We start from the raw sequence: 19,232 nt of genomic DNA, 5'->3' as shown, positions 1-19,232 counted from the left end.
GTCACTGAATTGACGAACCTACCTAGCGTTGCACTTACTATTTGAACCTGTGATTTGCAGACTGAGTTAACGTTTTGCCCTGTGGCGTCGTATTTTGGGATTTAAAACTGAATTGATGCGGTTAAATGTGATGAATCAAATTCAGACATGTTTGATTTAGGTCGTGAGTGCGGCTGGATGCTGGACAAGGGAGAATCAGGAATTTATTCGGGATGAATCCGATAAAATTTCATTGAATTTAATGCTTGCTTATTTATCTTTGTTTGATGATACCTGAGATTTTAAGCGAATAAATAATTTATTTACTCAGCAACTGGAAAGGCTTTGTAAACAACTGGCAGCGCCCAATAAAAAACGCCATTAATGGCGTTTTTTATTGGGCGCAGTAATGATTAATATTTACTTTTCGTGTCGTGGCGTGATTTACGATGGCGGGCAGCGAGTAAGCCGACTAGACCGAGCCCCATTAGGGCGTAGGTTTCTGGTTCAGGAACAGGCTGAGTGATACTGACTTCTGAGCCAAATCCTAGTTTATTCGTGCCGGTGTAGGTACCATAGCGCGTTTGGCCATCGGAGAAGGTTGCCGCTACTTTGGCACCAATAAAGCCTGCGCCATTAATCCCATTACAATCAACGCAGCTAAATAAGTCAGTATCAACACCAAAAATAAATTTTTGCCCGGCAGCGAATGTATTGCCTGCAAAATTAAAGGTAACTTGTTGCTTGCCATCTAACGCTGCATTGGTGGGAGCCGTTGCTGAAACACCGCCAGTTGAAGTATTAATCACTAAACCTGAATAGCTTGTTCCTGGTGTCGTTGCGGCGGTATCAAAAAAACCGCCAATCGGGGATAAGTCCCAAGTTAATGAGGTGATGTATTCGCCAGCGTTTGAAGTATTAAAAAATTGGAATGCATTGTTGGTGCTAAAAGTAGTGCCGCTGATGATTAGCCCACTTGCAGAGATTTGCGCAAAAGACGATGTGCTTAGTAGGGCGGCAATAATTGCAAGTTTTTTAAGGTGTTTCATAACATGCTCCGTACGCAGTTTAAAGTGGGCAAATCTCAGATTGAGTTGTTGAGATGTTGCATTAGCTTTAGTTTTAAATTGAAGTACGGCGTAAAGCAAGAATGCATTTAAATTTATTGACAAATGGTAATTAATTAATCTCTTATGTAATGATTTAATGATTTAATGATTTGTTAATTTACTATTTATGGTATTTGTTTGGTGTGTTTTTTTTGTTTTGTTAATTTGGCTGTAATTTTTTTAAAATTAATTCTATTGATTCTGTTTCTGCATTATTTCTAGTGCAGTCAATTAAGTCGCAATCATCCATGCCGCGTAACCACGTGAGTTGGCGTTTAGCCAGTTGGCGGGTGGCGGCAATGCCTTTTTCGCGGCAGGTGGCAAAATCGTATTCGCCGTCTAAATGACTCCAAGCTTGGCGGTAACCGACGCAGCGCATGGATGGTAAATCCAGATTGAGCGGGTATTTGGCGCGCAGCATTTGCACTTCGGCCAATAAACCGTCACTGAGCATTTGATCAAAACGCAGCGCAATTCGCTGGTGAAGTACCGAGCGATCGCTTGGGACTAAGGCGATTTTGAGTAAATCGTAGGGGAGTATCTCTCTGGCGGGCTCAGCCAGTATGCTCGACATGGCTTTACCCGACAAAATGCAGACTTCTAAAGCCCGCTCGATTCTTTGCGTGTCATTGGGGTCTAGCCTAGCTGCGGTGATGGCGTCCAATGCCGCCAATCGTTGGTGCATCGCCGCCCAGCCTAGCGCTTGGGCGTCAAGATGGATTTGCGCACGCAGTTCGGCATCGGCCGTGGGTAGGTCATGAATACCTTGTTGCAAGGTGTTGAAATACAGCATGGTGCCGCCAACCAGTACCGGCACTTTGCCGCGTGCGGTAATGTCGTCCATCAAGGCACGGGCATCGAGCCTAAATTGCGCCGCAGAATAGACTTCGGTGGGGTCGATAATGTCAATTAAATGGTGCGGCGCTGCCGCGAGTTCAGCTTTGCTAGGTTTAGCGCTGCCAATATCCATGTCTTTAAACACTAAGGCCGAGTCGACCGAAATGAGTTCAACTGGCAGCCCGAGCTCGATAAGCCGCATGGCCGTCGCCGTTTTGCCGCTGGCCGTGGGCCCCATGATGAAAATAGCAGGAGGAAGTGGATTCATGATTGGGCCATGGCAAAAGTAGAGGGATTAAGTTTGGAGGTGCTGGTTTGTGTCGTTGTTATGCAGCAGGCAGCACAAAATTCATCATTGCCCGCGCATAAACATTTTATCAAGATCATTCATGGTGAGGCGAAACCAAGTTGGGCGGCCGTGGTTGCATTGGCCGGATCGCTCAGTCACTTCCATTTCGCGCAGTAGCGCGTTCATTTCTGGCACAGTGAGCTGGCGATTGGCGCGCACCGCGCCGTGGCAGGCCATGGTGGCCAATAGCTCGTTGCGACGACCGGAGAGCACTTGCGAGACGCCCACTTGGCGAATATCGCGCAGCATGGCTTGGGCTAATTCAACGGGATTGCTGTTTTGCAATAACATCGGTACGGCGCGAACTGAGAGCTGTGTGGGCGAGGTGACTGAGATTTCTAGCCCTAAATCGGCAAGTTGTTCGCCAAAGTCTTCGACGGTGGCGATGTCAAATTTGTCGGCGTTAAACACATGCGGAATGAGCAAAGGCTGCATCGGCATATTGGCTAAATCAAGCGCCGTTTTGAGTTTTTCATACACCACGCGTTCATGCGCGGCGTGCATGTCGATGACGATCAGGCCTTCGTTGGTTTGACTCAAAATATAAACGCCGTGCAATTGGCCGAGTGCAAAGCCCAAAGGCGGCGCACCATTTTCCTCACTAGGCGGTAGCTTGGTGCGGGGCGTTGCTAGCCATGGTGCAGGTTGATCAACGCTAGCGCCGCCGATCTTCGCGCGGTGCTCTGGCTCGGGCGTGCTGCTGATGATTGGCGCAACTGGCGCTGGATCAATCGGTGCACGGTATGCGGGTGAAGTCTCAGCGATGGGTGCGCTAGGGCTACTTTGGCGCAAATCGGCAAACATCGTTTCGTAAACTTGCAGGCCTTCACCAGCAGTTGGTGCCAGTGGTATCGACTGCTGGCGATACGCCATTTTGGCGTAATCTTGCGGTTTGTAGTTGGTTTCTTGGGGTATTGCTGCCGGGGCTTTTATTTCTCCGGTCTCGGTATCAATACCCTCGGGTAATTTACCGGCTTTGGTTTGGGCGAGGGCTTTGGATAAGCTAGTCAGCAAAAAGCGATAGATCGCTTGGCTTTCGCGAAAGCGTACTTCGATTTTGGTGGGGTGGACGTTGACATCCACGCCTTCTGGGTCGAGCTCTAAAAACAGGCAAAATGATGCGTGTAAATTATGGTGTAGCACGTCGCGATAGGCTTCTTTGAGCGCGTGCATCACCACTTTGTCGCGCACAAAGCGGCCATTCACAAAAAAGTACTGCGCTTCGCGGCTGGTTTTACCCAATGTGGGTGAGCCGGTGATGCCATGCAATCGCAAGCTACCAAAGCCTTCATCGACCACGATCCCCGATTGCACAAAGTCATCACTAATAATGGCGGCGGCACGTTTGGCTAAATCGCCAGCCAGCCAGCGCTGCTGCGCTTTGCCGTTGTGCAGCAAGGTGATTTGAATTTGCGGGTTGGCCAGCGCTAAGCGCTCAACCATGCTCAGGCAATGGGCGTATTCGGTGCTGTCGGACTTTAAGAATTTTTTTCGTGCTGGCACTTGCGTATATAGCTCATGCACTTCGATGGTGGTGCCGCAGGCTAAGGCTGCCGGTTCAGGTTCGAGTAAATGACCATGATCGGCTTCAACCCGCCAAGCGTGGGCCGATAATTGATCGTTTTCAGTAAAGCGGCTGGTTAAACTCAGCCGAGAGACGGAGGCAATCGAGGCCAATCCTTCTCCGCGAAAACCCAAAGTGCCGACCTTGGCCAAGTCATCCATGCTGCTGATTTTGCTGGTGGCATGGCGATGCAGGGCAAGGCCCAGATCGTCTTTGGCAATGCCGCAACCATCGTCAATCACTTTAATCAGTTTGCTGCCGCCAGCGTGTAATTCAATGTGCAAGCTTTTGCTGCCGGCATCAATGCTGTTTTCTAACAGTTCTTTCAATGCCGACGCGGGTCGCTCAACCACCTCGCCGGCGGCGATTTGATTGACAAGGTGATCGGAAAGTCTTTGGATGCGTGGCATGAAGTTAGACGATGGTCAAAAAACAAAAGAGGCTGAAGTATACCAGCCTGTTGGATTGACGATGCAGTCGATCCAACAGGCGTTGTACTAGCTAGATGGATGGGTTTTAGCTGTGGGCGAGTCGTGTTTTGGCTAGCGGCGGATTTTTAGCAAAATAGCGCTTAATGCCTTGATGTAAGGCTTGGGCCATTTTGTTTTGATAGGCGTCAGAGATGAGTTTTTGCTCCTCTTCTGGATTCGAAATAAACGCCGTTTCGACCAAAATTGATGGAATATCTGGGGCCTTCAATACCGCAAAATTGGCTTGTTCAACGCTAGGTTTATGCAGGCGATTGATATTGCCGATTTCACCGAGCATGGCTTTGCCCAGCTTCATGCTGTCGTTAATCGTTGCCGTCGTGGTTAAATCCATTAAAGTGCGCGCCAAATACGGATTTTCAGTTTTGATTTTAATCCCACCAATTAAATCGGCATCATTTTGTGTTTGCGCCAACCAGCGCGCTTGACTGCTGGTTGCGCCGCCTTCAGACAGTGCAAACACCGATGAGCCATTGGCACCAGGGCGAACAAAGGCATCGGCGTGAATGGAGACAAATAAATCGGCATTGACCGCACGCGCCTTTTTAACCCGAACACCCAGCGGCACAAAATAATCGCCATCGCGCGTTAGCACCACGCGCACATTGGCTTCATTTTCGAGCAAAGCTTTGAGTTTTTTTGCGATTTGCAATACCACGACTTTTTCGTGCGTGCCCGATGGCCCAACGGCACCGGGATCTTCGCCGCCATGGCCAGGATCGAGCACCACGGTAATTAAGCGATCGACTTTGAGCTTATTGCGATCAACTGTATTGTCATTGGCTTTACTGGGCTCAACCGGCTTGGCCGCTTCGGCCACTTTGGGCTCAGCCGGCTTGGCCTGCATCGCGCTGGCCGCCGCAGCGCTTGGATTGTCGTTGAGTAAGGCCAGTAATGGATCGTTTTGCTCGGTGGGGTAAAGATCAATCACCAAACGATGCTTGTACTCTGAGAATGGCGCTAAGGTAAAGACTTGTGGGCTGACTTGGGTTTTTAAATCTAAAACCAAGCGCACTGTGCCGGGCTTATTGCGCGCAGCGCGCAGTAATTTGATATACGGATCATCGCCGCCGACTTTGCCGGCCAAACTTTGTAATTCATTGTTTAAATCAATGCCGTGCAAGTCAATCACCAAGCGCTCTGGATCTTTAATCATAAATTGATTAAACGGTAGCGGCTCAGACGACTCAATGGTGACGCGGGTATACGCGGCCGATGGCCAAACACGCACCGCAACGACGCTGGCGTTGCCAGCAAGACTGACTGGGCTCACTGATAAAATCAAGGTCGCAGCGGCGGCACGTAATACGTCGCGGCGATTTAAATTTAATTCGCAATTCATTGCGCTGATTGGACTGCTAAGGTCAAAGCGTTCTGGCATGTTTGGCCTAACTCACTGGTAGCGGACAATAAAATTTTTCGGCCTTCGCCTTCGGGACTTAATTGAATAATCCAATCGGGCGTGGGGAGTTGACCGCTGGCTTTATCGGCCCATTCAATTAAACACACAGACTCGGCATTAAAGTAATCTCTAAAACCGGCGTCTTCCCATTCGCTTGGATCATTAAATCGATATAAATCAAAGTGATAAAAGTATAATTTAGAATCTGCTTTAAGTCCAAGCAAAGGGTAAGGCTCTACTAAGGTATAAGTTGGGCTTTTAACGCGTCCCGTAAAGCCTGCACCGCGTAAAATACCGCGCGTTAATGTGGTTTTGCCTGCGCCCAAATTGCCTTCTAAAAACACCACCATGCCAGCGCGAAGCACCTGCGCAATATGGCGGCCAAATTCCAATGTGGCGGCTTCATCATTTAAAACCGCGCTGAACGCGGTATCATTTGCAATATGACTGAATTTATACATTTACCACCCAATGATCAGGTTATGGTGCAATCGATTAAAGATTGGGCGCACCAGCTTGGCTTTGCCGCGGCGGCGATTGCCAATATTGATTTAAGCCATGCCGAATCCGGTTTAAGCCAATGGTTGGCTGCGGGTTATCACGGCGAAATGGATTATATGGCAAGGCACGGTTTAAAGCGCGCCAGAGCGGCCGAATTAGTGCCGGGAACTTTATCGGTAGTCACTGTTTTTATGCCGTATCTGTCTGGCGGTGCTGATCCAGAAGGCGTTTTGGCCGATACCGATAGGGCGTATATCTCTCGTTACGCCTTAGGGCGTGATTATCACAAAGTTTTGCGGCATCGTCTGCAACAATTGGCCGAAAAAATTACCGATTTAGTTGGCCCAATGGGCTATCGGGTATTTGTTGATTCAGCACCGGTGCTTGAGGTTGAATTGGCCAAGCAAGGTGGCAATGGTTGGCGTGGCAAACATAGTTTATTAATTAATCGGCAATATGGTTCGTTCTTTTTTATTGGTGAATTGTTTTTAGATATTGCCTTGCCGGCCGACCCTCCGATGCCCAAAGAGCATTGCGGCCAATGCACTGCGTGTATTGATGCCTGTCCGACGCAAGCGATTGTGGCGCCGTATATGGTGGATGCACGGCGGTGTATTTCTTATTTAACCATTGAATTAAAAGGGGCGATTCCCATTGAGTTTCGCTCACAAATTGGTAACCGCGTGTATGGCTGCGATGATTGTCAATTGGTGTGTCCGTGGAATCGTTTTGCCAAAACCAGCCCTGAAACCGATTTTGTGATTCGCCATGGCTTAGATGATGTCAGTTTATTAACGTTGTTTGCTTGGTCTGAAACCGACTTTCAGCAAAAAATGGCCGGTAGCCCAATCTATCGAATCGGCTATTGGGCGTGGTTGAGAAATCTGGCGGTGGGCTTAGGCAATGCTAGCACTACATCTGAGGTTGTCACCGCTTTACAAGCTCGGCGCGATATTGATAATGAGATGGTGCGTGAGCATGTGTTGTGGGCTTTGGCGCAGCATAGGGTATTGGATTGAAGCTTAACTAATAAATAAGTTACAGCTATATACCCTGATGGGTATAGCCTAAAGCATTGTCGATGATGGGTAGTGCTTTGGCAATATCCAGTGGTTTGGTCAAATAGGCATCAAAGCCAAGTTGAATCGCTTGATGAATGTCTTCGGCCAAAGCGTCGCCTGATAAGGCAATCACTGGAATGTGTCGGGTGGTTTCATTCATTCTTAATTGCACCAGCAGGCTGGCACCGGTGGCGTCGGGAAGATGGCGATCGAGCAAGATTAAATCGGGGATTTGCTGCTGCGCCAGCAATAAACCTGCGGCGGCGGTACTGGCTAGCGCTAATGTATAATGAGCACGTTGCTGCTCGAGTATGCGGCTCATGAGTTTTTGGGACAGCAAATCGTCCTCAATGTATAAAATGTGCCGCTGCTTGGCTTCGGTTGAGGCACTGCCACTGCTGCTCTGGTGTGCGGCTGGGGTGACTGCAGGGAAGTCCACCCAAAAATCACTACCTATGTCGAGCTGGCTTTTTACGCCGACCGTCCCTTGCATCAGCTGCGCCAGTTTACGGGTAAAGGCTAGCCCAATGCCGGTGCCTTCTATTTCTTCTTGTTGCTCACCCACCCGAGAAAAAGCCATAAAGAGCTGGGCTTGATCGGTTTGGCTGATCCCCAAACCGGTATCGGATACCATTAAGCGCCAATTGTTGTTTTGGGTTTGGCTGATGCTTATTGTCACGCGGCCGGCAGGGCGATTGTATTTGATCGCGTTGGAAGTAAAATTTAATAAAATCTGTTTGATTCGGCGCGCATCACCCTCCACCCAGCAGCAATTAGGAGGGAGATCAATAAAGAGTTGGGTGTTTTTTTCTGTGGCTAAATTTTGCATTAACTCACAGCAGTCACGCACAATCGGCGTGAGATCAATGGTTTCATGGCGTACGGTGAGTTTTCCCGCTTCGATACTGGCTAAATCGAGCACTTCATTAATCATGTCGAGTAAATGCCTGCCAGCATTAATAATGTAATTGCCCAGTTGGCGTTGCGGATTGTCGGTGTCGATGTAAATGAGTTGGGCAAAGCCCAAAATGGCATTGAGCGGTGTTCTCAGTTCATGACTCATATGCGATAAAAATTCTGATTTAGCTCGGCTGGCCGCTTGCGCTTTTTGGTGCGCAATACGCAGTGCCGCTTCGCTGCATTTGATGGCCGTGGTGTCGTGAACGCTAAAAATCCGCCCTTCAGGCGCTTCGCCCAAGCGCTGTGCTTGACTATTAAAATCATAAAATCGACCATCCAGCAAATGAGCGGCAAACTGCGATTCAAGATACGGATCGCTATACAGTAGATCTAACCAATGTTGAAATTCTTCGGCATGACTGAGTTGCGGTTTGATCCATTCAAATAAAGCCTCAGATTGGCGCGTATCTGACCATTGCCAAATTTGCATCATTGCCGCGTTGCAATGGCGAATATGCCCATCCAAATCAGTGACGACAATACCATCGGCGGTGGACTCTAAAGTGGCATACAGCAAAGAGGCGGTGAGTGCGCTCTCTCGTTCTATTCGCTTGCTTTGACTGATGTCGTAAAAAGAAATCACGCACAGCGTTTGATCTTCCCAGACGGTGCTGCGCACGCTTTTGCATACCGATAAGAAATATCCTTGTGCATGGCGGTAATCAGTTTCAAGCTGGCTGATGTGGGTATTGCCGCCATTACGCACGTCTTCCCAAAAAAAATGTTCTTGTAATCCGGTTTCAATGTCTTGAATCGGCCGACCCATTAAATCGTGCTGGGCATAACCCAGTAGCAAAGCGCTGGCTTGATTGGCCGAAACAATGCGTAAATCATGCGGCGAGACGGCTAAAATCGCCGTGGCGCAGGCGTCGAGCAGATTGTGTGCCAGTAAGGTCATATTGGCTCGCTGGTACTAAAAAAGTAGTTCATGCGTTTACTTGGACTTAAGGCGCGCGCTGCATCGGCACTCAGCTGATTGGCCTTGATCGATTTACTGATATTGATGCCGTTTTCGTGCTCTAAATCTAAAATAATCGCGTTTTCGCTGCCGGACTCATGGCCACAGACTAAGACTTGCGGGCGCAAAGGGCGCGAAGCATTCACCGAGACCACGAGGCCATAACAGTCATTAGATAAAATCACTAAAGTACCCGGCGGATAGACACCCAGGCATTTAATAAAGTGATTGAGCGGACCGGGGTCAAACTTGGCTTTGTGCTGAGTAAACATCAACGCCAATCCTTCGTGCGGCGTTAAGGATAGTGCCGAATTATTGCGGTTGCAGTAATTGTCGTAAGTGTTGACCAACACCAAAATGCGCGCCAGCGGATCAATTTGCGCCAATTTTAGCCGTTGTGGATAGCCGCTACCATCGCAGTATTCGTGATGTTGCGCGATGAGTTTTAATACGCGAGGGTCTAATCCTGCGCGCTGCGCGGTTTCTACGCCCCATATGGCATGTTGTTCCATCAGCGCTTGTTCTGCGCGATTTAAGGCTTCGGTTTTGAGTAAAACACGGTTGGGCACTTCGCTTTTGCCAATGTCGTGAAATAAGGCGGCCAAACCCAAGATGTGTATCTCGTCGCGAGATAATTGCATGGCGCGCCCTAGCATTAAAGCCAATACGGCCACATTTAAAATATGGAAGTAGGTTTCGTCGCCCAGCGTATTGCCATTCATTAAATGAATCGCAATGTCATCGTCGATTAACAGCGAATCGAGCATCTGGTTCACCAACTGATCGGCCGCCGCCACGGTTTTTTTGGCATCAATATGGATTTGGCTGTTGATGCTTCTGACGATTTTTGCCGCTTTGCTAAAGGCTTTTTCGCAGGCATTTAGTTGCGCTTGTCGGTGTTCATGCTGGGCTTGGCGCTGCCTTTTGGCGGCCAAAAGCGCCAAAACATCCGGGTCGACTATTTCGGCGTTGCAGATGGCACTGCTGGCTTGTGCAATCTGCGGGGCGGTGAATGGCAGGGGTTGGCTGTCGCTTTTATGGGGAAGGTAGCGAATTTTGACTAAGCCGAGTTTTTTTAGCGTGTCGATTTGATCGATCGATTTGATTTTAAAACTACCAAAGCTAAATGGATGCGCCATCCAATGCAAATCGAGTTGGATGTAAACGCCCACTTGCAGCTGATCGGGGTGAGCAAAGTAATTGGACTCGTTGGTCATGGGGTACGCATCGGTGTCAGGCATGGACTTAATTATGGCTAATTTGCGGATAAAGTCTGCCTTGCTGAGTGGCTATATATTCAGGGATTTGAAATTTTTAATAATTATCAAATGGTTAACTATAAGTTTGACGTCAGTTACTATTGCGGCGCTGTTGTGTCTAGTGTCTCGCTGAGCACCGGCTGAGCTGGTTTGCCTTATTTTTTGATCTATCAAGGGTAACGTCGCACGGTGGCGCGTCGTTACGCTAAAGGAAATTGTTGTGATTGAGCAGGGCGTGTTTCTTGGGTTAAACGCTGATTTTGGTCGTGATCAGGATTTGGATTCGCAATGGATGCCCTTGGTGTCTTTGGCCAATATTGCGTGCGGCGGTCACGCTGGCAGTGTGGATTCAATGCGTGCCGCAGTGCATTTGGCGCATCAGTATGGGGTGCGTATTGGCGCTGCGCCCAGCTACCCCGATCGGGCGAATTTAGGGCAGCGCTCGTTATCGATGCACCCCTCGCAACTGGTGTTTAGTATTACCGCCCAATTGTGGGCGATGAAGGCGGTGTGTATTGAAGAAGGCGTTTCAGTGGCTTACGTTAAATTGCATGGCGCTTTATATCGTGACGCGGCTAAAAACCCAGTATTGGCCGATCAAATCGCGCAATTGATCTTTGAAATTGACCCTGATTTATCGGTAATGGCACCCTTGCATAGCGAATTATTGTTGGCCGCCGCCGCGCGGGGTTTGACGACGATTTCGGAAAGTTCGCTGGGGCATGGCGATAGAGACGATGCAGCATCAAGTGTAGGGCTCGATACCTCGCCAGCGGCCGATTGGACTGAGTCACAACAGCTAGCTTTGGCGTTGGTGGGACAAGTTCAATCGTTGTCGGTTCATGGTGAAAATTACCTTGAACTGGCGCAAACGCTTGCGATTCGTCAGTTTTTATTGAATTTGGGCGTCCGTCTGTGTGCTGAGTCTGGTCAAAAGGGCGAATGATGCGTTAAGGTAAACGCAAATCAATCATTGATAGCGTGCTTCTATGTCTGCAACACAAGCTCACCCTAAAGGGCTGTATCTACTGTTCGCCACCGAAATGTGGGAACGGTTCTCGTATTATGGCAATCGGGCTTTATTGGCTTTATTCATGATTTCCGCCTTGTCGTTTGATAAGCAATTCACTTCTGCTTTATACGGGCAATACACCGGTTTGGTGTTTTTAACGCCGTTGATTGGCGGTTATATCGCCGATCGTTACTGGGGTAATCAGCGCTCAATCTTGGTCGGCGGCTTATTGATGGCCGCTGGGCAATTTGCCTTGTTTTTTGCTAGCACTTTTTACACCAATCTAACTTTGGCACTGCCGTTCTTTTATTCTGGTTTGGGTTTAATTTGTTTGGGTAATGGTTTTTTTAAACCGAATATTTCCACCATGGTTGGGCAGCTGTATGCACCCAATGATGCGCGTAAAGACGCGGCGTATACCATTTTTTATATGGGGATTAATTTAGGCTCGTTTTGTGCGCCATTGATTTGCGGTACTTTGGGCGACACCGGTAATCCGGCTGATTTTCGCTGGGGCTTTTTAGCCGCCGGGATTGGGATGCTGCTGTCGTTGGTGATTTTCCAAGCGTTTAAAAATAAATATTTATTGTCGCCCGAAGGGCAAATCTTGGGCTTGCCGCCTAAGCAGCTATCGGCGCTGGAAAAAAGCCAAATCGATACCTCATTAAGTACCATTGATATTCAAAGAATGGTCGTTATCGGTGTATTGGCCTTTTTTGTGGTGTTTTTCTGGTCGGCATTTGAGCAAGCAGGCGTGTCGCTCACCTTTTTTGCTCGCGAATCGACGGACCGCATGGTGTATGGCTTTGAAGTGCCCGCATCGTGGTTTCAATCGTTAAATCCGGTGTTTGTGTTGATCTTTGCACCGATTATGGCGCGCTTGTGGATGAGCTTGTCAGCCAAGGGCAAAGAGCCGTCGTCGCCGACCAAAATGGCGTGGGGCTTGATTTTATTGGGCTTGGGTTATGTAGTGATTGCTTTTGGTGTTGATGGTATTGATGCAGGCATGAAGGTATCGATCTTGTGGTTGGTGTCGATGTATTGGCTGCATACCATGGGTGAATTGTGCTTGTCGCCGATTGGCCTGTCTTTGGTAAATAAACTCGCGCCAGCGCGATTTGCGTCGTTATTGATGGCGGTGTGGTTTTTAGCCAATGCGGCGGCCAATTGGTTTGCTGGTATTTTGGCGGGGTTTTATCCCGAGTCCGGCAAACCTTTTCCGTCTTTCTTGGGCTGGCAAGTGAGTAATTTGCATGACTTCTTTATGTTATTTGTCGCCATGTCGTTCTTGGCTGGCGGCTTATTGCTATTGGCCAGCAAGCCATTGCAAAAAATGATGCACGGCATTCGTTGATGCGATTAAGCAAGGTGTGATTTGGCAAAGAGTTCGGCAATAGCGGTGATGGCATGGGCTTAAAAAACTTTGACGCAGAGGCGCAGAGACGCGGAGAAAAGCCAGTCAGAGTTCAAATCGCTCGTCAATAGGACGATTTAAACTGCGATTTGCTGATGTTTTGCACTGGTTTACTCTGTGCCTCTGCGTCTCTGCGTCTCTGCGTTGGCTTTTCGATGCGGTACGCAGCAGTGAGCCGCACACCGCCGCTGCGAGATTTTTGGGCTTAACCGGCCGCTTCAATATGGCGATTAGCGGGTTCTAGTCCATCGGGGTGGCGCAAGGCGCGCTCGATTCGGCGCGCTAAGGCGGGTAGGTCTACGCTGTGCGCTTTAGCTAGCGCTTGCGCGCGCTGCATGATGGCGCGAGTGTTCGGCGGGAACTTGCCGCCGTTTATGGCTAAAACAATCCGGTTGGCGCAGCCATCGGCACCAATGGCAATGGCCGCGCCGTCAAACACCGTGCGAATTCGTTGATAGTAGCTATCAAAGCGCGCGTCGCTACCCCATAGATTCACCACCAATATCCCTTCATCGGCCAAAGCCGCGCGGCAATCGTCAAAAAATTGCGCGGTGGCCAGGCTTTCTGGCATACCACTTTGGCTATAAGCGTCAACCAAGAGTGCGTCAAACGCCGATTGGCGTTTTAACCACGCCGCACCGTCAACACATTCAATCTTAAGCCGTGCACTGTCGTTGGGAATGGCAAAGCGATCGCGCAAGGCGATAACATCGGCGTCGATTTCAGCGACTTTAATCGTGCAATCGGGCAGGTAGTGATGGCAGTATTTGGTGAGCGAGCCGCCGCCGAGACCAATCATACCAATATGCTGGGTATTGGCTTGCAGTAGGCTAAATGCAACCATTGAGCGCGTATACCCCAGTATAAGGTCTTGTGGGGCTTGGCGTTTCATCCGGCTTTGCACGGTGGTGAGGTCAAACATCAGCGAGACTTCGTCGCCTTCCTCGTAGACAAACGGTTTTCCGCTTAAGGTTTCGGCAAATAAATCGGCAAAAGAAGGGCTGGGCTGCTTAGTCACGCTGGTTGGCACTATTAAAAATGAATCAGCCCGCCATCATCGCATGTTCAACAAATAATCAACAAATAAAGTAGACCGTGATCTTGCGCATGAAAAGATTGTTGATGTAAGGCTACAATAAGAAATCGATTGATCTTCATAGGCCATACATCGTGATTGCTTTGCTTGCCGCGCAAAAAGCCGGATTACTTGCGCCCAAAAACTGGTTGAACAATATCGTTGCTGGGGCGATTGTCGGCGTGGTGGCTTTGCCACTCGGGATGGCGTTTGCCATCGCGTCAGGCGTCAAGCCCGAACAAGGAATTTATACCGCGATTGTGGCCGGCTTTATTGTGGCGGTGTGCGGTGGCAGTCGGGTCCAGATCGCCGGACCCACTGGCGCGTTTATTGTGATTTTGTCTGGCATTACCGCGCAATACGGCGTGGCGGGCTTGCAAGTGGCGACGATGATGGCCGGTGCGATTTTGCTGTTAATGGGCTTGGCCAAGCTCGGTGGGGTGATTAAATTTATTCCTGCGCCGGTGATCGTGGGCTTTACCGCTGGGATTGGCGTGATTATTTGGGTGGGGCAGTGGGGCGCTTTTTTTGGTCTACCGGCGGTGCAGGGCGAGCATTTCCATCAAAAATTCTGGCTCACTGTGCAGGCTTTGCCGCATTTGCATTGGGCGACCACCGGTTTGGCGCTGCTGAGTTTATTGGTATTAATTGCTGCGCCCAAATGGCGTTGGACTAAAAAAATCCCCGGGCCATTGTTGGCGATGGTGCTGGCAACAGGCTTGCAGTCGCAATTTCATTTTGCTGGCGTGGCGACCATCGGCTCGGCGTTTGGCGGTATTCCGCAAGGCTTGCCTGAGTTTTCGTTGCCGCAAGTCAGTACCGGGCAATTGATTAACTTGATTGGTCCGGCGTTTACCATTGCCATGTTGGGGGCGATTGAATCATTGCTGTCGGCGGTGGTGGCCGATGGCATGACGGGCACGCGGCATGATTCAAATCAAGAGCTGGTCGGCCAAGGTCTGGCTAATTTAGTTACGCCACTATTTGGTGGTTTTGCTGCCACCGGCGCGATTGCGCGCACCGCGACCAATATTCGCAACGGTGGCAATAGCCCCTTAGCAGGCATTGTGCATGGCATCACCTTGTTGGTGATTATTTTGTTTTTAGCGCCGCTCGCCGCGTCGATTCCCTTGGCTGCTTTGGCGGCGATTTTGTTTGTGGTGGCGTGGAATATGAGCGAAGTGAAGCATTTTTGGCATATGTTGACGCATGCCCCACGGGCCGATGTGGCGATTTTACTGATTACTTTTGTGTTAACAGTGTTTGCCGATTTAGTGGTGGCGGTGAATATTGGGGTGATTTTAGCCACGCTGCATTTTTTACGCCGGATGTCGATGTCGGTTGAGGTGGTGTCGCAAGATGCGCAGCAAATCGGCGTTGAATTAATCCAGCAAGGTTTAATTCAATTGCCCGCCGGGGTGCTGGTGTATTCGATTGAAGGGCCGTTTTTCTTTGGCGCGGTAGAAAATTTCGAGCGCGCGCTGGCCGCAACGCATACCGACCCCAAGGTGCTGGTGATTCGCTTATTACGCGTGCCATTTATTGACATTACCGGTTTGCAGGTATTGGACGAGGCGATTGCGCAGTTGCAGCGCCGTGGCGTGCGAGTGCTGCTGTGTGAAGCCAATGTACGCGTTTTGGCCAAATTAGAGCGTGCTGGGGTGATGGCGACTTTGGGCGCGGGCTATTACTGCGCTGATTTGGCCAGTGCGATTGCTAGAGCGGATGGTTTGTCTGCGGATTGATGTGTTTGATTGATATGTTGAGTGGGCTGACTTTTTGTGTGCTTACGGTGTTTTCTCTTGGGCTTCAGAGTAGAATCCCGCCTTTGTGTGTTTTGTTGCTAGGCCGAATATGACTTCATTACCGTCGCACCCGATTGGCGTTTTTGATTCTGGAGTGGGTGGACTTACCGTCGTGCGGGCTTTGATGGATCGCTTGCCGTTTGAAAACATCATTTATTTTGGCGATACGGCGCGGGTGCCGTATGGCGTGAAGTCGGTGGCGACCATCGAGCACTATACCCAGCAAATTGCGAATTTTTTGCAGCAGCAAGAAGTCAAAATGCTGATTATTGCGTGCAATACCATGGCGGCGGTGGCGGCCGATAAAGTGCGCGCGTCGGCCAATGTACCGGTGCTGGACGTGATTGAAGCCGGTGCCAAAAACGCGGTGGCGCACACCAAAACCGGTGGTATTGGCGTGATTGGTACGCCAACGACGATCAATTCCAATGCCTATGCGCGGGCGATTCATCAGCTTAATCCCACTTTTCGGGTTTATTCGCAAGCTTGCCCGTTGTTTGTGCCTTTGGTGGAAGAAGGCTGGCTCGACCATGCCGTGACGCGCTTAACCGCGCAAGAATACCTCAAGCCGGTGTTTGTTGAATCGATTGACACGCTGGTGCTGGGCTGCACGCATTACCCATTGATTAAGCCGCTATTAATGGATATTTGTGGCGATCGCATGCAGTTGGTGGATTCGGCGCTATCGATTGCGGCGCAAACGGCCGAGATTTTGCAATCGCGTGGCTTGGCCAATCCAGCGCATCAAATTCCAGATTATCGTTTTGTGGTCACCGATTTGCCGGTGAAGTTTCAAACCATCGGCGAGCGATTTCTGGGGCGTAGCTTGGGCAAGATTGAGCTGGCACAGTTGTAATTGCGCTGTCGTTATTCGCCTCTAAAGCAAGCAGCCTCGATGTTTAAATATCGAGGCTGTTGGCTTTAGTGCTGCTGCGTTATTTAGCGCTGGCGTAGCGTAGCGTGGCCGCGCTGCGTGCGGTGCTTTAGATCAAAATCCCCGCTGACGCGCTGGATAAACCAAACGTCAATAGCGCCTAGTGGGTGAGATTTTGCTTGAACTTAATCCATGCAAACGGCGTGCTGCCGCGCATTCGATCAGCAAAAGTTTGTTTGGGTTTGGACAGGTGGGTATGACCGAGGGCGGTGCTGCGCGTGGTGCTGCTTGTTGGCTTGTTGTGCATGATCTTGCCTCTTTGGGGTGAAAAAGAGATTTGAATTGCGACCAGTTGTGATGTGTTGTGATGCGTTGTAATGAATTACGAAGGATTACGCAGCAATGATAATCTAATTTGTCTTTGTGACCACTGTCACAATTTGATTTGGCACAAAATTGCTGCTGAATTTTGAGTGTGAATTTTGAGCGTGAATTTTTGTGTATTTGATGGGTCGATCAAGGCGCTGCGGCTTAGGGTTTGCTGACGCCGCAGGCCTTAGATTGTTGATGGCGTTAACTTAAAACCTGCCACAATCGGCCGCCATAGTTGCTGGCGTGGGGATGGGTTAACAGCAAATACAGTGCGCCAGCGCTGGCTAATGCACTGATGGGCGTGCCGAAAGTAAACCAGCGATGCGGTGCGCTCAGCTTGAATAAGCGCCACAACATCCAACCAGCGGTAACTATCAGCGCCAGCGTCACCATCAGTAGTGTCGGGAAATGCACCGCCGTACTTTCACCTAGCCCAAGCGCCGCACCGGCTAAAATACCCGGTAAAAAATACAATGGCGACCAGAGAATGCAGGCCAGTATGCATGCCGGCATAAAGCGTTTGGCGGGCATGGAGAGCATACCTGCCACCATCGGCAATACCGGTCGAGTTGGGCCTAAAAATCGGCCAACAAAAATCCCCACTGGCCCGTGATGCCGTAAAACCAGCCGCGCTTGAATCAATAGGCGGCGATGTTGCCGAATCAGTTTGAGTTGTTGCAATCGGCGGCGATAGCGATAACCGAGCGCATACGAAATCAGATCACCCATGAGCGCAGCGACAAAGCCGACGCTACACGCCAGCCAAAAATCCATTTTGCCGCTGCCGATCAATGTCCCCATGGTGACCATTAAGATGGTGCCGGGAATGATGAGTCCAATTAAGGCGGTGGATTCGGCCAAGACAATCATAAATAACACGGCGAGCGCCAATTCATTGGAATGGTTGATGGCAGTTTGAAGCAAGTCTTGCATGGCGTTAAGGGGTTTGGAGTGAACGTGCCCATTAGGGTAGGTGCGGCTGATTTAGTTCCTAGGTTTAAAACCACGCGCCAAAATTGACTTGCCAGCTTTCGAGGTTCTCGCCTTTGCTGTAGCTCACGCCGCCACGAAAATCGATATTGGCATTTTGTTCGCTGCGTTGCTGACCAAAACTCACGCCGATTTCATTTTGATGATTGCTAAATAATTTGGTGCCAGTGTATTGCGTATTAATTAAATAGACTTCCCAAGAGAGCGGGTCGCCGCCGACTTCCCATTGGCGGTCTAGCGAATAAAACAAACCATTTCTAAATACAGTATTGGCAATGTCGGGGTTAAATGTATGGTCATCAACGCGCAGGCTAAAAGCGCTGTAGTAGCCAAGCATATTGCCCAGCGTGACATGCCAGCCATCCCCTTGCCAAACATAGCTTGAGCCAATGGCCGCCGAACCAATCCAGGCTGACGTGCCCATATCGTTCGATCCGGCAAAGCGCGCCGATCCGGTGGCGCTGAGTGTCCAGTTGCTGTTGATTGGATGGCGGTAGCTTAATCCGAGATTGGCATCATAAGATTTACTGCCCTCGGCGTCGGTGTAGCCCAGTGGGGCGCTGACAATCAACTCGTGATTGACAGCGCCTAAATTGTAAGCGTACGCCAATGGCAGGGTAATGCCATCGCTACTCATGGCTCTTGCTTGTGCGGTGGCACTTGATTGCATGTGCGTGTAGTTGATGCCGACTGAAAGCCGCTGCTCGTCGGCGACGGCGTCGCTACCAAACCACAGTGTTTGCGCGTCATTACTTACGCCACGACTCATTAAGCTATTGCTATTGCCGGCGATTAAGTCAATGGGGGATAGTTCGATCAAATGCGTACTGGGTTCGCTGAGTAAGTCTGGCGTGCTGCTGAAATATTTTAAAAACAGTGCTTGGCTTTGTTCTCTGGTGCGACCTTGAAAGGTTTTATTGAGTCCGGTGCTTGGAATGCTAAATACCAGCTTACTTCCGCCATCGGGGTAAGCAATAATAATAGGTAGTCCGCGAAAGTTGAGTGTGCTGGTGACCGCTTCTTTGCCGGTGTAATTGCTAAATATACTGCCGGGTTTGATGGCCTGTTTATAAAACAAATTCACGCTTTGTTCGGCGTCAGTATGGCGGCTAGATTGAGTCTGGCTGCCCATTGTGGCGCTAAATTCAAACGGAGCAGCATAGCCGTAGGTGCTGAATGCGAGGGCAATTAAAGTCAGGAAGGGCTTAAAATTTGGCATGATG

At 49.8% G+C, this 19,232-nt stretch carries 15 protein-coding genes; 5 read left to right on the top strand and 10 right to left on the bottom strand.

Annotated features, from left to right (window positions below):
* Window positions 1-392 precede the first annotated feature (392 nt).
* From Q0V82_RS07670 to tsaE, 5 genes are all read right to left on the bottom strand, one after another.
* Window positions 393-1,151: a PEP-CTERM sorting domain-containing protein gene (locus Q0V82_RS07670; protein ID WP_297574304.1), complete on the bottom strand. Its 759-nt coding sequence runs from the start codon at window positions 1,149-1,151 to the stop codon at window positions 393-395.
* Between the two features lie 97 nt (window positions 1,152-1,248).
* Window positions 1,249-2,193, bottom strand: coding sequence for a tRNA (adenosine(37)-N6)-dimethylallyltransferase MiaA (gene miaA, locus Q0V82_RS07665; protein WP_297574302.1), 945 nt, complete (start codon window positions 2,191-2,193; stop codon window positions 1,249-1,251).
* A gap of 84 nt (window positions 2,194-2,277) precedes the next feature.
* Window positions 2,278-4,248 (bottom strand): DNA mismatch repair endonuclease MutL, encoded by a 1,971-nt coding sequence (gene mutL / locus Q0V82_RS07660; protein ID WP_297574299.1) that lies wholly within the window; start codon window positions 4,246-4,248, stop codon window positions 2,278-2,280.
* 106 nt (window positions 4,249-4,354) lie between these two features.
* Entirely contained in the window at window positions 4,355-5,668 is a 1,314-nt protein-coding gene (locus Q0V82_RS07655) for an N-acetylmuramoyl-L-alanine amidase (protein WP_297574297.1), read from the bottom strand.
* Window positions 5,665-6,171: a tRNA (adenosine(37)-N6)-threonylcarbamoyltransferase complex ATPase subunit type 1 TsaE gene (tsaE, locus tag Q0V82_RS07650; RefSeq protein WP_297574310.1), complete on the bottom strand. Its 507-nt coding sequence runs from the start codon at window positions 6,169-6,171 to the stop codon at window positions 5,665-5,667. Before tsaE ends, Q0V82_RS07655 begins: the two co-directional genes overlap by 4 nt.
* On the opposite strand from tsaE, the gene queG reads away from it, so the two are divergent.
* Entirely contained in the window at window positions 6,172-7,248 is a 1,077-nt protein-coding gene (gene queG, locus Q0V82_RS07645) for a tRNA epoxyqueuosine(34) reductase QueG (protein WP_297574294.1), read from the top strand.
* A 25-nt stretch (window positions 7,249-7,273) separates the two neighbouring features.
* Here the strand turns inward: queG and Q0V82_RS07640 are convergent, their stop codons facing one another.
* The gene (locus Q0V82_RS07640; protein WP_297574293.1) at window positions 7,274-9,148 is read right to left on the bottom strand and encodes a PAS domain-containing hybrid sensor histidine kinase/response regulator; all 1,875 of its coding nucleotides are present in this window, start codon (window positions 9,146-9,148) and stop codon (window positions 7,274-7,276) included.
* Window positions 9,145-10,425 carry an HD-GYP domain-containing protein gene (locus tag Q0V82_RS07635; protein ID WP_297574289.1) on the bottom strand — a complete coding sequence of 427 codons (1,281 nt, stop codon included), beginning with the start codon at window positions 10,423-10,425 and terminating at the stop codon, window positions 9,145-9,147. Before Q0V82_RS07635 ends, Q0V82_RS07640 begins: the two co-directional genes overlap by 4 nt.
* Window positions 10,426-10,687: 262 nt before the next feature.
* On the opposite strand from Q0V82_RS07635, the gene Q0V82_RS07630 reads away from it, so the two are divergent.
* Window positions 10,688-11,413, top strand: a complete 726-nt coding sequence (locus Q0V82_RS07630; RefSeq protein WP_297574287.1) for a LamB/YcsF family protein — start codon at window positions 10,688-10,690, stop codon at window positions 11,411-11,413.
* A 43-nt stretch (window positions 11,414-11,456) separates the two neighbouring features.
* Window positions 11,457-12,833 (top strand): peptide MFS transporter, encoded by a 1,377-nt coding sequence (locus Q0V82_RS07625; protein ID WP_297574285.1) that lies wholly within the window; start codon window positions 11,457-11,459, stop codon window positions 12,831-12,833.
* A gap of 265 nt (window positions 12,834-13,098) precedes the next feature.
* On the opposite strand, the gene Q0V82_RS07620 is transcribed toward Q0V82_RS07625, so the two are convergent.
* Window positions 13,099-13,911: a fused MFS/spermidine synthase gene (locus Q0V82_RS07620; RefSeq protein ID WP_297574283.1), complete on the bottom strand. Its 813-nt coding sequence runs from the start codon at window positions 13,909-13,911 to the stop codon at window positions 13,099-13,101.
* 152 nt (window positions 13,912-14,063) lie between these two features.
* Here Q0V82_RS07620 and Q0V82_RS07615 point away from each other — a divergent pair, with 152 nt between their 5' ends.
* Together Q0V82_RS07615 and murI are read left to right on the top strand one after the other, a co-directional pair.
* Entirely contained in the window at window positions 14,064-15,713 is a 1,650-nt protein-coding gene (locus Q0V82_RS07615; RefSeq protein ID WP_297574281.1) for a SulP family inorganic anion transporter, read from the top strand.
* A 109-nt stretch (window positions 15,714-15,822) separates the two neighbouring features.
* Window positions 15,823-16,629, top strand: a complete 807-nt coding sequence (gene murI, locus Q0V82_RS07610) for a glutamate racemase (RefSeq protein ID WP_297574278.1) — start codon at window positions 15,823-15,825, stop codon at window positions 16,627-16,629.
* Window positions 16,630-17,220: 591 nt separating this feature from the next.
* Here the strand turns inward: murI and Q0V82_RS07605 are convergent.
* On the bottom strand, window positions 17,221-17,952 hold the full coding sequence (locus tag Q0V82_RS07605; protein WP_297574275.1) for a DedA family protein: 732 nt from the start codon (window positions 17,950-17,952) through the stop codon (window positions 17,221-17,223).
* Window positions 17,953-18,016: 64 nt separating this feature from the next.
* On the bottom strand, window positions 18,017-19,228 hold the full coding sequence (locus Q0V82_RS07600) for a hypothetical protein (RefSeq protein WP_297574272.1): 1,212 nt from the start codon (window positions 19,226-19,228) through the stop codon (window positions 18,017-18,019).
* Window positions 19,229-19,232 lie beyond the last annotated feature (4 nt).

The organism is uncultured Deefgea sp., assembly GCF_947072475.1.
In the GTDB taxonomy this organism is placed as follows: domain Bacteria; phylum Pseudomonadota; class Gammaproteobacteria; order Burkholderiales; family Chitinibacteraceae; genus Deefgea.
Note: the sequence above shows the minus strand (reverse complement) of the source record. Positions and strands in the feature narration are given on the sequence as shown.

Excerpts from the sequence above, each read along its gene's own strand:
- miaA (WP_297574302.1), bottom strand. The coding sequence starts at position 2,193 with ATGAATCCACTTCCTCCTGCTATTTTCATCATGGGGCCCACGGCCAGC.
- mutL (WP_297574299.1), bottom strand. The coding sequence starts at position 4,248 with ATGCCACGCATCCAAAGACTTTCCGATCACCTTGTCAATCAAATCGCC.
- Q0V82_RS07655 (WP_297574297.1), bottom strand. The coding sequence starts at position 5,668 with ATGAATTGCGAATTAAATTTAAATCGCCGCGACGTATTACGTGCCGCC.
- queG (WP_297574294.1), top strand. The coding sequence starts at position 6,172 with ATGACTGAATTTATACATTTACCACCCAATGATCAGGTTATGGTGCAA.
- Q0V82_RS07640 (WP_297574293.1), bottom strand. The coding sequence starts at position 9,148 with ATGACCTTACTGGCACACAATCTGCTCGACGCCTGCGCCACGGCGATT.
- Q0V82_RS07635 (WP_297574289.1), bottom strand. The coding sequence starts at position 10,425 with ATGACCAACGAGTCCAATTACTTTGCTCACCCCGATCAGCTGCAAGTG.
- Q0V82_RS07625 (WP_297574285.1), top strand. The coding sequence starts at position 11,457 with ATGTCTGCAACACAAGCTCACCCTAAAGGGCTGTATCTACTGTTCGCC.
- murI (WP_297574278.1), top strand. The coding sequence starts at position 15,823 with ATGACTTCATTACCGTCGCACCCGATTGGCGTTTTTGATTCTGGAGTG.
- Q0V82_RS07605 (WP_297574275.1), bottom strand. The coding sequence starts at position 17,952 with ATGCAAGACTTGCTTCAAACTGCCATCAACCATTCCAATGAATTGGCG.
- Q0V82_RS07600 (WP_297574272.1), bottom strand. The coding sequence starts at position 19,228 with ATGCCAAATTTTAAGCCCTTCCTGACTTTAATTGCCCTCGCATTCAGC.